The sequence below is a fragment of the Kitasatospora sp. NPDC005856 genome, from assembly GCF_040629945.1.
Taxonomy (GTDB): domain Bacteria; phylum Actinomycetota; class Actinomycetes; order Streptomycetales; family Streptomycetaceae; genus Kitasatospora.
In genome coordinates, this window is the sequence record NZ_JBEXWT010000002.1 from 89,271 (window position 1) to 101,290 (window position 12,020).

Here is a 12,020-nt window from a genome sequence, read left to right on the forward strand (position 1 = left end):
GGACCGGGAGGTTGCAGTGCAGCGGTGGATCGTCCTGACGGTACTGACCTCGGCCCTCACCGGCCTCACCGCCCTCACCGGCGCCGCCGTGCCCGCCGTGGCCGACGACCCGGTCCCCGCGACCACCACGGTCACGCTCGGCGACGCCAAGATCGACCCCAGGCTCCCCGGCCGGATCCGGGTGCAGGTCGAGTACCTCTGCACGGTCGCGGCCGAAGCCCGCTCGCTCACCGTCTCGGCGGAGCAGAAGGACCCGGAGGACACCTCGTCGGTCGCCTTCGGCTCCAGCCGGACCGAGGAGACGGACGTGATCTGCGACGGGACGCCGCAGACCCGGCAGATCGTCGTCCAGTCCAAGACCACCAACTGGCTCCCGGACGTCGACGCCGTCCTGACCGCCACCGTCTCCAACCTCGGCGCCACCCCGCCCGCCGCCGCCGACGCCAAGCGGATCAAGTTGGCCGCCGCCACCACTGACTGATGCGCGCGCCCCGCCGGGCCGCCGCCCTCCTGCTGCTGGTCGCAGCCGGTCCCGTGCTGACCGGCTGCATCAGCTCGTTCGTGGTGCCGGGCCCGGAGGAGACCAGCAGCCCCGTCGTGGCGCCGTCCGAACCGTCCTCCCCGGCCCCGTCGCCCAGCCCCTTCGCGGGGACGGTGACGATCCGCGACTTCTCCTTCGAGCCCGCCGACTTCACCGTCGGCCCGGGCGCGGCGGTGACCGTGACCAACACCGGCACCACCACCCACTCCCTCACCGCCCAGGACGGCACCTTCGACACCGGGCCGATCGTGCCGGGAGCCACGGCCACCCTGACCGGGCCGACGCAGCCGGGGGCGTACTCGTACCTGTGCTCCTTCCACCACTTCATGCGCGGCATTCTGACCGTGTCCTGAGGGGCGCTTGCCCTACGCTCGTGCCCTGCGCACGGGGAGGGCACGAGGGATGGTCGACAACACGTCGAACGCGGTGAACGGCACGGTGACCGGGCCGGTCGTACAGGCCGGGAGCATCGGCGTCGTGAACGTGGGCGGGAGCCGAACCCCGGTGGTGCCGGACGGGGCCGACGCGTGGGTGCGGGCCGCTGCCGGGTCACGCGTCTGGCGGCACGTCCGCGAGGACCCGAACACCGAGCAGTACCAGCGCGTCGTGCTGGAGGCGGTCGGCGAGCTGGCCCGGCTTCGGGACTCGGCCGACTTGGCGGACGACCCCTGGCAGGACCCGGGCATCGCGGAGCGCTTCGCCACGCGGGTCGGCTGGCTGCTCGGCGAAGAGCCGCTGAAGCTCTACCCGGCCGAGGCCGCGCTGCTGGCCGTGCTGCCGTTCCTCTACCGGGTCCGCTCGCTGCGCCTGGCGGCGGCCCGGGCTTCCGTCCGTCCGACCGACCTCGCGCCCTCACCCGAGCCCGACGCCGACCGATCGGCCTACGAGCAGTTCATCGAGTCCTACGACCTGCTCGTGGGCCGCACCCGAACCCGCCCCGCCTCCGCCGTCCCGCTCGGATGGTGGCTCTTCCACCGCTGGCTCGACCAGTACGAGGATCTCGCCGACCCCGACGGCATCCGGGAGATCCTCGACCAGCTCCCCGCGCTCCCGGAACTCGGCGAGACCTTCGCGCCCAAGCGCGTCTGCGCCCTGCTGCACGGCCTGCGCCGGGGCCCCGACGTCGGCCACCACGAGTACCTGTCCGGCCTCAGGGCGGAGGACCATCTGCGGGCCCCCGGTGACCAGTACGTCCGGGAACCACGGTTGGCGCTCCTGCTGGCGCTGGCGTACGGGACCGCCGTTGAGATGACCGCCCTGCCCGACATCGTCGCCGAGCACATCGGCATCCCGGAGCAGTACGAGGTCGACCTCGCCGAGCTGCGCCGCACGCTGGACGGATCGGCCTGGGGCGGCTCGTACGACCTGCCCGTGCTGCGCGCCGAGTGCCGGCACGAGGCGGTGGTCGAGGGACTGCGCGAGTACACCGCCCGGGCCGACCAGCTGCTCCACACCGTCCGCCGCGCCCTCACCGACCACCCGCTCCCCACCCGGCTCAGCGCCGACGACGCCGCCCCGGCCGGCGAGGCCTTCTCCAGCTGGGCGAGGTTCCGCCTGGACGAACGCCGGGTGCGCAGCCTGCTGATGGGCGTCGAGCTCTACCGCGACCGGGACCTGGCCGTCCGTGAGCTCTACCAGAACGCCCTCGACGCCTGCCGTTACCGGCGCGCCCGCACCCAGTACCTGGACCACACCAGTCCGCTGGCCGACTACCGCTACGACGGTCTCATCCAGTTCCGGCAGGGCGCGGACGAGGACGGCCGCGCCTACCTGGAGTGCGAGGACGACGGCGTCGGCATGGGGGAGGAGGAACTGCGAGGAGTCTTCTCCAACGCCGGCGCCCGCTTCGCCGAGCAGCTGGACTTCAAGCTCGAACGCGCCAAGTGGCGGAAGGCCGAGCCGCCGGTCGAGCTCCACCCCAACAGCCGGTTCGGCATCGGCGTCCTGAGCTACTTCATGCTCGCCGACGAGATCCGGGTGACGACCTGCCGCATGGACGACAAGGGCCACCTGGGCGAGACCCTGGGCGTCTCCATCTACGGCCCCGGACACCTCTTCCGGATCCTCCCCCGGGCCGAGCAGGCCCGGAAGCCCGGCACCACGGTGCGGCTGTACCTGCGGGAGGACATCGACCTCGGCGCGTCCTGGTCGGCCCTCGATGTCCTCGAACGCCTGCTGGGCATCGCGGAGTTCCGCACCACGGCGGTGCACGGCGAGCGGGATGCCGAGTGGCAGCCCGGCACGCTGCGGACCAGATGGGTGCGGTCGGACGAGGAGTTCGGGTTCCAGGCGACGGGCACCGTCGTCCCGTGGGAGCACGCTCCCGACGGCGCGCAGGTGACGTGGTGCGAGCACGGCGGGGCCCTGTTGGTGGACGGCTTGTTCGTCCGGCCTTCGGCGCCGGGGGAGTTCGTGGGCCCCGGCAACGGCCTGGCGGGGGCCGTCGTGAACCTCTCGGGGGCGTGGTCGCCGAACAAGTTGTCGGTCGACCGGCGCCTGGTCATCGATGACGTGTCCCCTCACGTTCGTCGACTCCTGGAGACGGCGGCGGTGGATCTGGTCCGGACCGATGCGACGCTGCTGACCATGGAATGGCTCGCGCGCGCGACGCTCGGCAATGTCCGCGTCGCCGATGTCGTGGCTGCCGAGTGCGTCCGGCAGGGGCGGCAGTTCGAGTACCGCGGCTTCGGGTTCGACACTCGACGGACGGGGTGTTGTCCGGTGGACGTCGACCTGCTCGACGCGCTGGGGATTCCAGGACCCGAGGGAAGCGGCGGGATGGGGCGGGTGTCCGGCGCGCCGGACGACTCCGTGGTCCTCTGGAGGCTCCTGGCACACGACCGGCATCAGGAGTTGTCGGAACTCGCGGAGATCTGGCCGCCGCTCCTGACGGCCGGCCGTGGACGCGCGGCCATGCCCTCCGATCAGCTCGCCATGACGGTGACCAGTGGCCGCAGGACGACGCGTTGGAGGCGCTTCCACGGGGAGGACCGGGTGGACGGTGTCCCCGAGACGGATGGTCGGCCGGTCACGGTCACCGGGTTGGTGACGGCGGCGGACGAGCGGGCCGACCCGGTTGCCGTGGTGGCCGCGGACTGGTCGCGGGCGGGGGTGGACGTTCCCCGGGCCGTGCTCGACCTGGCGCTCGCCGTCGAGTCGGACCGGGTGTTCCTGAGGGAGACCGAGGAGGGACGGAGGTTCCGCGGGTGGCCGGAGCCGGGGGAGGCCGTCGCCCCCGGGTACCTGGCCAAGGCCAGCGCGATGCTGGGCGTCCCCGTCGCCGAGATCGCCGAAGCCATGGCGGCGTACGGGCTCGAAGCCGACGTCACGGGACTTCCTCGCCTGCCGTCGAAAGACCTGGCCGTGGTGCTCAGCCGCCACCTCGACGGGGCGTGGCCGTGGCTGAGCCGGGCGCACCCCGTTCCGGTCGCCCACGTGCTACGTGTGGCGGACAGGACGGGGACCGGAATCGCCGAGGTGCTCGAGTCCTTCGCGGGCTTCGGGTTCCCGATCCCTCGGATGCCGCGCGACGCCACGACGGAGGATCTCTTCCTCTTCGACGAAACAACGGGGTGGGGAGATCCCGAGGACGTCCAATTCCGGGCCGCTTTCTCCCTGTTGAGGTATGACGACATCTCCCTGGAGGAACTGGTCGAGCGGTACCGCGCCTACGGATCGCCGATGTTCCTTCCGGGTCCGGCCACGCGCCTCGACCGGGAGCTCTTCCAGTCCGGCGGCATCATGGACTGGGACGACCTGGCGATGGGGGACACGGTTCCCCTGGCCAAGTTGATCACTGCGGGGCACAACCTCCACCGGAGTCCGGGAGAGTTGGCCCGCCATCTGAAGTCCCGCGGAATCGCCGTTTCCTGCGACGACCTGCCCCGGGATCTGACGCACCGGCAGGCCGTGGAGATCGTCGGAGAGCTCGACAACAGCCCGCACATGGTCCGCAAGGGCATCTCGCTGGTGACCCTGTTGGAGGTCTCCCGGAGAACCGGCAGGTCGATCACGCGGATCGCCGAGTGGTACCGCGAGTGGGGCATCCCCGTCCCCGATGTCGCCGAGTCGATCCGCGACGCCCTCGCCCGGGTTCCCATGGCCGACTCCTCCTGAGCACCGAATCCACCCGTGAACAGGGCTGCTGCTTCCCGTCCGCTTGTTCTACAGTTCTGTAGAACCAAACGGGTGAGGAACGGGGACGAGCATGGACAGGCCGCTTCGGCTGCCGCAGCAGGATCGGGCGGACTTCGAGACGGAGCTCGGGCGGGCGCTCTCCTCTCCGCGGGTGCGGGCTGCCCTGGGGGCGAGCGGGGACGAGGTGCGGGGCGCGGAGCGGTTGCGGCGGGCGGCGCGGGAGAACGCGGAGTTCGTGCTGGCCGCGGCGGCGCCGGAGTACGAGCGGTACGCGGCGCTGCGGGCGGACGCCGATGCGGTGGCGCGGCTGCCGGTGGACGTGCCTTCCCGGGAGCGGGCGTCGGGGTGGTGGGGGGTGCTGGGGGTGGTCGTGCCGATCATCGCGGTGACGGCGGCGGTGATCTTCCTGCTGCTGGGCTTCGTGCTGGGGCTGGTCGAGGACCTGGGGGTGCTGGCGCACGCACTGGTGGAGGCCGGGTGGGTGTCGGCCGGGGCTGCCGCGGTGAGTCTGCTGGTGGGCGGCCTGGGGCTGCTGGGGGCGGCCCGGTCGAAGGGGTCGGTGGCTGGGGAAGTGGACGGCGGGGCGTGGGAGTTGCTGGTGGCGCGGGATGCCTGGCGGTCGGCGCTGGCGGAGCGCGGGTTGGTGCCGTACCTGGTGGCGCAGGCGAATGCCGCGCCCGGTCAGAGGCTCTGATCGAGTCTCGTCGTGCGGGCGGCGTCGACCAGGAGTTGGGCGGCGTCCGGGGGGATGGCCAGGCGGCGGGCGATCCAGGGGGCCGGGCGGCCGGCCCGGGCGAGCATCCAGGCGGAGTACAGGTGGCCGAGCTGGGGGGCGTTCTCGGCGAGCAGCAGGGGGCGGACGGCCTCCATCGGGAAGCCTTCGAGGGCGCGGGCGCTGTACTCGCGGCCGTTGGGGCCGGGTGGGGGCAGGGGGAGCGGGCGGCGGTGGTCGATCCAGCGGCTGAGCAGCACGGCGCCGACGACCAGCAGGCCGGTGCCGGAGGCGCCGATCAGGATGCCGCCGATGACGGGGCGGTCCTCCTCCTCGGCCATGCCGAGGGCGATCTCCTCCAGGACGAGCAGGCCGAGCACGGTGAGCAGTACCGCGGCCTCGGCGGGGCGCGGGTGGGTCCGGGACGTCCTCATGCGGAACCTCTTCCTCGGCAGGGCGGCCGGGGGTTTCGGGTGGGCGCGGCGATTCACCTTCCGTACAACGGCGGTGGGCGGCCCGGGGCACGCGTCACGGCTCAGGCGGTGAAATCGCGGATCGTAGTTGACGGACCGTCAAGTGAGTGATGCGGGCGGCTGTTTGGCCGTCCCGAGGAGGCTGGGACCTCCTTCCGGTCGGGCGCGCCAGGCGGTGCGTCCGTCGACGGGGTGAGGAGCCCGACCGCGGGTGGGCTTCGATTCAGCATAGCCCGGGCATGTCAACTTCGACAGGCTTGTCGAAGTTGCGGAGCCCAGGCCTGTGCCGGCATGGCAGAGCGCCCGCCCGCGCACCCCCGCACGGTGGCCGGGGTGCGCGAGCGGGCGCTGGGCGTGGAGCTGCGGAGAAGAGGAGCGGCGGGGCGACGGGCCGCCGTCAGCGGGCCAGCAGGGGCAGCGGAGCGCCGGTGCGGGCCGGGAGTTCCAGGCGGGTGAGCAGCGCCGAGGGCGAGACCTCCACCACCCGGCAGCCTGCCCGGTGGCGGCAGTGGCGGGCGACGGAGCCGTGCCGCAGGCGGTCCAGGCGGCGGCGGGTGGCGACGCCGAGGACGAGCAGGTCCTCGGGGCCGCCGACGGCGCCGACCAGGGCCGGGCCGGGCTCGGCGTTGACCACCAGCGGGCGGATGACCAGGCCGGACGGGTAGCCGCCGTAGGCCTGTTCGAAGGCGACGTCGAGGCGCCGGTGGGCGGCGTGCTCCAGTTCGGAGAGCGGGCGCAGGCCGTCCCGCTCGTTCGCGGTCCAGGCGGCGACGGGTACCAGGACCGCGGCAGCCCGGGCCGCCTCGCCGACGGCGTGGTAGAGGGCGGCCAGACTGCTCAGTGACCCGCTCAGGCCGACGATCACTCGGGTGGTCCCGGTCATGGCCGTTCGCCTCCGTCTCTCCGGCGGCTCTCTCCATCGGGCTCCGCCGGTTCGGCACTCCTTGCTTCGGATGACTCCAGTGAACCGCGGAACGGAGGCGTCCGTACCGCCGCTGACACGACCATGACGCAGGTCGCACACATCTTGACGTCCTTCTGACAGGGGTGGCCGGGAGGCCCGTCGGCAGGCCCGACGGGATCCCTCAGCCCAGCCCCGGGACGAACCGGATCAGCAGGTCGATCGCCTTGATGCCGAGGAACGGCAGCACCAGCCCGCCCAGCCCGTACACCCGCAGGTTGCGCCGGAGCAGGTCGGTCGCGGAGGCCGGCTGGTAGCGCACGCCGCGCAGGGCGAGCGGGATCAGGGCGACGATGATCAGCGCGTTGAAGATGATCGCGGAGGCGATCGCCGAGGTGGGGCTGTGCAGTTCCATGATGTTGAGGTGGTGCAGCGCGGGGTAGGCGTCGGAGAACATCGCGGGGATGATCGCGAAGAACTTGGCCACGTCGTTGGTGATCGAGAAAGTGGTCAACGCGCCCCGGGTGATGAGGAGTTGCTTGCCCACCCGGATGATCTCGATCAGCTTCGCCGGATTGGAGTCCAAGTCGACCATGTTGCCGGCCTCCTTGGCGGCCGGGGTGCCGGAGTTCATCGCGACACCGACGTCGGCCTGGGCGAGCGCCGGGGCGTCGTTGGTGCCGTCGCCGGTCATCGCGACCATGTTCCCGGCGGCCTGCTCACGCCGCAGGTGGGCGAGCTTGTCCTCCGGGGTGGCCTCGGCGAGGAAGTCGTCCACCCCGGCCTCGGCGGCGATGGCGCGTGCGGTCAGCGGGTTGTCCCCGGTGACCATGACGGTGCGGATGCCCATCCGCCGCAGTTCGGCGAAGCGTTCGGCGATGCCCTCCTTCACCACGTCCTTGAGCTCGACGACGCCCAACGCCCTTGCACCGTGCCGGTCGTGGACGGCGACCAGCAGCGGGGTGCCGCCGGCCTCGGCGATCCGGTCCGCCAGCGGCTCGGCCTCCGTCGGCAGCCGCCCGCCGGAGTCCACCACCCAGCGGGCGACGGCGCTCGCGGCTCCCTTGCGGATCAGGCAGGTGGTGCCGTCCGGCCAGGCGAGGTCCACGCCGCTCATCCGGCTGTGGGCGGTGAAGGGGACCGGCCGCTGCTCGCCGAGTTCGCCGGGGGAGCGCGGCGGCACCCAGTACTGGCGGTTCGTCAGTTCGACCAGTGACCGCCCCTCCGGCGTCCCGTCCGCGACGGAGGCCAACTGGGCTGCTTCGGCGAGCTGTTCGGTGGTCGCGCCGGGCAGCGGATGCAGGGCGACGGCCCGGCGGTTGCCGTGGGTGATGGTGCCGGTCTTGTCCAGCAGCAGAACGTCCACGTCCCCGGCGGCCTCCACCGCCCGGCCGGAGAGCGCGACCACGTTGCGCTGCACCAGTCGGTCCATTCCGGCGATGCCGATGGCGGAGAGCAGGGCGCCGATGGTGGTCGGGATGAGGGCGACCATCAACGCGACCAGCACGATGGTGGTCTGGGGCGCGTGGGCGAAGATGGCCATCGGCTGGAGCGACACGACGGACAGCAGGAAGACGATGGTCAGCGACGCCAGCAGGATGTTGAGCGCGATCTCGTTCGGCGTCTTCTGCCGGTTGGCGCCCTCGACCAGGGCGATCATCCGGTCGACGAAACTCTGCCCGGGCCGCGAGGTGATCCGGACGACCAGGTGGTCGGAGAGGACCTTCGTACCGCCGGTGACTCCGGTGCGGTCGCCTCCGGACTCCCGGACGACGGGCGCCGACTCCCCGGTGATGGCCGACTCGTCGACACTCGCGACGCCCTCGACCACCTCGCCGTCCTGCGGGATCACCTCGCCGGCCGGCACGAGGACGATGTCGTGCAGCAGCAACTGCTCGGCGGGGATGACCTCGTGGCGCAGGTCGCGGGTGCCGACCCGCCAGTGCAGCAGGCGCCGGGCGGTGGTGGCGGACTGAGCTCGGCGCAGAGAGTCGGCCTGCGCCTTGCCGCGGCTCTCGGCGACGGCCTCGGCCAGATTGGCGAACAGGACGGTCAGCCAGAGCCAGAAGGAGATCACCCAGGCGAAGACGCCCGGGTGGAGGACGGCGCTGAGGGTGGTGAGCGCGGAGCCGGTCTCGACCACCAGCATCACCGGATTGCGCATCATGGTGCGCGGGTGGAGCTTGCGGACGGCGGCGGGCAGGGCCTCGGCCAGCTGGCGGCGGGTGATCAGCCGGCGGCGGCCGGTGGGCCCGGACGGGCGGTGGCTGGGGTGCTGCGGCTCGGGCGCAGGCGGCTGCGGGCGGCGGAACCAGTTCTGCCGGCCGGCGGTGTCTGGGGCAGTGCCCGGGATGGTGTTCCCGGTGGTGTCCGGGGTGGTGAGGGCCGAACGGCGCATCGTCTCGGGGAACCTTCCGGGCCGCCCCGCTCAGCGGGGACGGCGGTTTCGGTGGGGCTGCGGGGACGGCGGACAGCCCACCACCGGCGAACCGGGGGACATGCCGCTCTTGACACGGGTTTGTCGGCGGAGCGGGCGTCCTTGACGCCTCCCTGACACCCTTGCCGGGCCACTGTCAGGAAGGCGTCAAGGACTGCGGCGCGGGCGTACGCCCTGCGTCAAGGACGGGTGCGGTCGGTGTGCGGAGGGTCTCCACTGGAGGGGTCGGGCCGCACGGCCCGCGCCTGCCGAAGGGACCCGCCATGACCACCGCCACCGCCGTCATCGATGTCGCCGAGCCGGTCGCCGAGCCGCTGCGGCGCGCCGTCCGGCTGCTGCCCGGGGGCGGTCGCCAGGACCGCCGCGAGCCGCCGGAACCGGTCCCGGCGCCGGCGGCCGACCACGCACGCACCCGCCCGGCGCACTGCCGCTTCGCGATGCACTACGAGGACTGACCCGCCGCCCTTCCGATCCACCGTCTTCCGCAGGAGCAGCCGCCATGACCCAGCTGATCGCCCAGCCCACCCCCGTCGCTCCCACCTCCACCGCTCCCGCCCTCGTCGCTGCCGCCTCCACCGCTGCCGCCTCCACCGCCCCCGCCGACCCGCTCGGCGGCCCCTGGCCGGCCTCGGCGCGGCCCGGCCGGGGAGCCGATGTGGTGATCGGAGGGGTGGGGCTGGCCGAGGCCGCCGAGCGGTTCGGAACGCCGCTGTACGTGCTGGACGAAGCCGAGGCCAGGGGGCGCGCCCGGGCGTACCGGCGGGCGCTGCCGCACGCCGAGGTGCTGTACGCGGCCAAGGCCTTCCTGTGCAGCGCGATGGCCGACTGGGCGGAGCAGGAAGGGCTGGGGCTGGACGTCTGCTCCTCGGGCGAGCTGTGGCTGGCGGTCTCGGCCGGCTTCCCGGCCCAGCGGATCCTGCTGCACGGCAACGCCAAGTCCCCGGAGGAGCTGCGGCTGGCCCGGCGGCTGCGGGTCGGCCGGATCGTCATCGACGGCCCGGCGGAGATCGCCCGGCTGGCCGCGCTGGTGGCCGCCGACACACCGCAGAAGGTCCTGGTCCGGGTGGTTCCCGGGATCGCCGCCGGGCACCACGAGGCCGTGCGGACCGGGGTCGGCGGGCAGAAGTTCGGCTTCCCGATCGAGGGCGGCGACGCGGCGGACGCCATCGCCCGGGTGCTCGACCAGCCGGGCCTCGAACTGGCGGGGCTGCACTGCCACCTGGGCTCGCAGATCACCTCGGTGGAGCCGTACCTGGAGGCGGTGGACGCGTTGGTGCGACTGCTCGCCGAGGTGCGGGAGCGGCACGGCGTGGAGCTGCCGGAGCTGGACCTGGGCGGCGGGCACGGCATCCGCTACCTGCCCGGAGACGAGGAGTTGGACCTCGTCGAGTTCGCCGTGCGGGTGACCGACCGGCTGGCGGTGCGCTGCGCCGAGGCCGGGCTGGAGGTGCCCCGGCTGATCGTCGAACCCGGTCGTGCGATCGCCGGCCCGGCCGCGGTGGCGGTCTACCGGGTGCTGTCCGTCAAGCACACCGCGGACGGCCACTGCTTCGTCGCGGTGGACGGCGGCATGAGCGACAACCCGCGCCCGGCGCTGTACGGATCGCCGTACGCGGTGCGGCTGATCGGCCGCCGCTCGGAGGCGGGGGAGACGAGGGCGGACGTGGTCGGCCGCCACTGCGAGGCCGGCGACGTGCTGGTGCGGGACGCCGCCCTGCCCGCCGATCTGCGCCCGGGCGACCTGCTGGCGATGCCGGCGGCCGGTGCCTACCAGCTGTCGATGGCGTCCGGCTACAACCTGGTCGGCCGCCCGGCCGTGGTCGCCGTGAAGGACGGTAGGGCCCGCCTGCTGATCCGCCGGGAGACGGTGGAGGACTTCCGTCTGCGGGAGGTCGGCCGCTGAGGGCGGCGGAGGTGGCTGCGTGAGAAGTCGGCCCGGCCGGCTTCTCACGCGGGTTGCCGGCAAAAAATCAGGGGAGAGGGCCTGGGGGCCTTCGGTAGGGTCGCGCGGGTGACGAACTGGCGTGAGATCCACGAGAACGACTGCGCACTCCCCGCGGGGCCCCGACTGGACGACCTGGTCGCCGAGCTGGCGGAAGCCCTGGGGGACCCGGACCCGGAGATCCGGGACGGCTACCCGTACGCGGTGCTGGCGACGTGGATCGAGCGCGGGGTGATCGACCGCGAGCGGTGCCTGGCGCTCGGCGATCTGATGGCGGAACGTTTCGACGATCCGCGGATCGAGGCCCGGACCTTCGCCCCGCTCGTCCTGGTGATGATCGTGCGTCAGGGCCACCTCAGGCCCGCATGGATCGACGCGTTCGCCGCCTGGTACCGCTCGGAGGCCGACCTGCGGGGTCGTGACGAGACGCTCGGCTGGCTGCACGCGGTGGCGCACGGCGCGGACCTGCTGGGGGCCTGCGGTCTGCGGCCCGAGGTCGAACCCGAACCGCTGCTGGTGCTCGCCGCGGAGCGCCTGCTCGCACCGACCGACCACCTGTTCGCCGAACGGGAGGACAACCGGCTCGCCAGGGCCCTCGCCCTCGTCCTCACCCGCCCCGACCTGACACCGGAGCGGTCGACCGCCTGGTTGTCGACGGTGGGTGAGGTCTTCGTCGGGATGGAGCGCGGGCCGATGCCGGTCTGGGCGTCCAACACGGTCCGCACCCTGCTCGCCCTGTACGCGCTGGCGGACCTCGGGGTGCCCACGGAGCGCGGCGGGCGGCCCGTCCCGCTGGCTCACGGATCCGCGGTCAAGGCCCGGCTGGCCGAGGTGTTGCAGCCGGTGTTCCCGTACGCCTGAGCCGTGGACCGGTGCC

Annotated in this window: 10 protein-coding genes; 7 read left to right on the forward strand and 3 right to left on the reverse strand. The window is 73.0% G+C overall.

Going from position 1 to position 12,020, the window contains the following annotated elements; translation table 11 throughout:
- Positions 1–16: 16 nt before the first annotated feature.
- The 4 genes from ABZ449_RS02900 to ABZ449_RS02915 all read left to right on the forward strand — a co-directional run bounded on the left by ABZ449_RS02900 (position 17) and on the right by ABZ449_RS02915 (position 5,372).
- Positions 17–481 (forward strand): hypothetical protein, encoded by a 465-nt coding sequence (locus ABZ449_RS02900; protein ID WP_360339095.1) that lies wholly within the window; start codon positions 17–19, stop codon positions 479–481.
- A complete protein-coding gene (locus ABZ449_RS02905) occupies positions 481–894 on the forward strand; it encodes a cupredoxin domain-containing protein (RefSeq protein WP_360339098.1) in 414 nt (137 codons plus the stop codon). The genes ABZ449_RS02900 and ABZ449_RS02905 overlap by 1 nt, the downstream gene beginning before the upstream one ends.
- Positions 895–943: 49 nt before the next feature.
- Positions 944–4,657 (forward strand): ATP-binding protein, encoded by a 3,714-nt coding sequence (locus ABZ449_RS02910; RefSeq protein WP_360339101.1) that lies wholly within the window; start codon positions 944–946, stop codon positions 4,655–4,657.
- 91 nt (positions 4,658–4,748) lie between these two features.
- Positions 4,749–5,372, forward strand: coding sequence for a hypothetical protein (locus tag ABZ449_RS02915; protein ID WP_360339104.1), 624 nt, complete (start codon positions 4,749–4,751; stop codon positions 5,370–5,372).
- Here the strand turns inward: ABZ449_RS02915 and ABZ449_RS02920 are convergent.
- The 3 genes from ABZ449_RS02920 to kdpB all read right to left on the reverse strand — a co-directional run bounded on the left by ABZ449_RS02920 (position 5,360) and on the right by kdpB (position 9,162).
- Positions 5,360–5,824 (reverse strand): hypothetical protein, encoded by a 465-nt coding sequence (locus ABZ449_RS02920; RefSeq protein WP_360339107.1) that lies wholly within the window; start codon positions 5,822–5,824, stop codon positions 5,360–5,362. The genes ABZ449_RS02915 and ABZ449_RS02920 overlap by 13 nt on opposite strands.
- A 436-nt stretch (positions 5,825–6,260) precedes the next feature.
- On the reverse strand, positions 6,261–6,746 hold the full coding sequence (locus tag ABZ449_RS02925) for a universal stress protein (RefSeq protein WP_360339110.1): 486 nt from the start codon (positions 6,744–6,746) through the stop codon (positions 6,261–6,263).
- A 202-nt stretch (positions 6,747–6,948) separates the two neighbouring features.
- A complete protein-coding gene (gene kdpB / locus ABZ449_RS02930) occupies positions 6,949–9,162 on the reverse strand; it encodes a potassium-transporting ATPase subunit KdpB (RefSeq protein WP_360339113.1) in 2,214 nt (737 codons plus the stop codon).
- A 302-nt stretch (positions 9,163–9,464) separates the two neighbouring features.
- Between kdpB and ABZ449_RS02935 the strand changes: the two genes are divergently transcribed.
- From ABZ449_RS02935 to ABZ449_RS02945, 3 genes are all read left to right on the forward strand, one after another.
- Positions 9,465–9,656: a hypothetical protein gene (locus ABZ449_RS02935; RefSeq protein WP_360339116.1), complete on the forward strand. Its 192-nt coding sequence runs from the start codon at positions 9,465–9,467 to the stop codon at positions 9,654–9,656.
- A gap of 44 nt (positions 9,657–9,700) precedes the next feature.
- Entirely contained in the window at positions 9,701–11,104 is a 1,404-nt protein-coding gene (gene lysA, locus ABZ449_RS02940) for a diaminopimelate decarboxylase (protein WP_360339119.1), read from the forward strand.
- Positions 11,105–11,212: 108 nt separating this feature from the next.
- Positions 11,213–12,004 (forward strand): DUF2785 domain-containing protein, encoded by a 792-nt coding sequence (locus ABZ449_RS02945; RefSeq protein ID WP_360339122.1) that lies wholly within the window; start codon positions 11,213–11,215, stop codon positions 12,002–12,004.
- Positions 12,005–12,020: the final 16 nt, after the last annotated feature.

Excerpts from the sequence above, each read along its gene's own strand:
- ABZ449_RS02905 (WP_360339098.1), top strand. The coding sequence starts at position 481 with ATGCGCGCGCCCCGCCGGGCCGCCGCCCTCCTGCTGCTGGTCGCAGCC.
- kdpB (WP_360339113.1), bottom strand. The coding sequence starts at position 9,162 with ATGCGCCGTTCGGCCCTCACCACCCCGGACACCACCGGGAACACCATC.
- ABZ449_RS02925 (WP_360339110.1), bottom strand. The coding sequence starts at position 6,746 with ATGACCGGGACCACCCGAGTGATCGTCGGCCTGAGCGGGTCACTGAGC.
- ABZ449_RS02915 (WP_360339104.1), top strand. The coding sequence starts at position 4,749 with ATGGACAGGCCGCTTCGGCTGCCGCAGCAGGATCGGGCGGACTTCGAG.
- ABZ449_RS02920 (WP_360339107.1), bottom strand. The coding sequence starts at position 5,824 with ATGAGGACGTCCCGGACCCACCCGCGCCCCGCCGAGGCCGCGGTACTG.
- lysA (WP_360339119.1), top strand. The coding sequence starts at position 9,701 with ATGACCCAGCTGATCGCCCAGCCCACCCCCGTCGCTCCCACCTCCACC.
- ABZ449_RS02935 (WP_360339116.1), top strand. The coding sequence starts at position 9,465 with ATGACCACCGCCACCGCCGTCATCGATGTCGCCGAGCCGGTCGCCGAG.
- ABZ449_RS02910 (WP_360339101.1), top strand. The coding sequence starts at position 944 with ATGGTCGACAACACGTCGAACGCGGTGAACGGCACGGTGACCGGGCCG.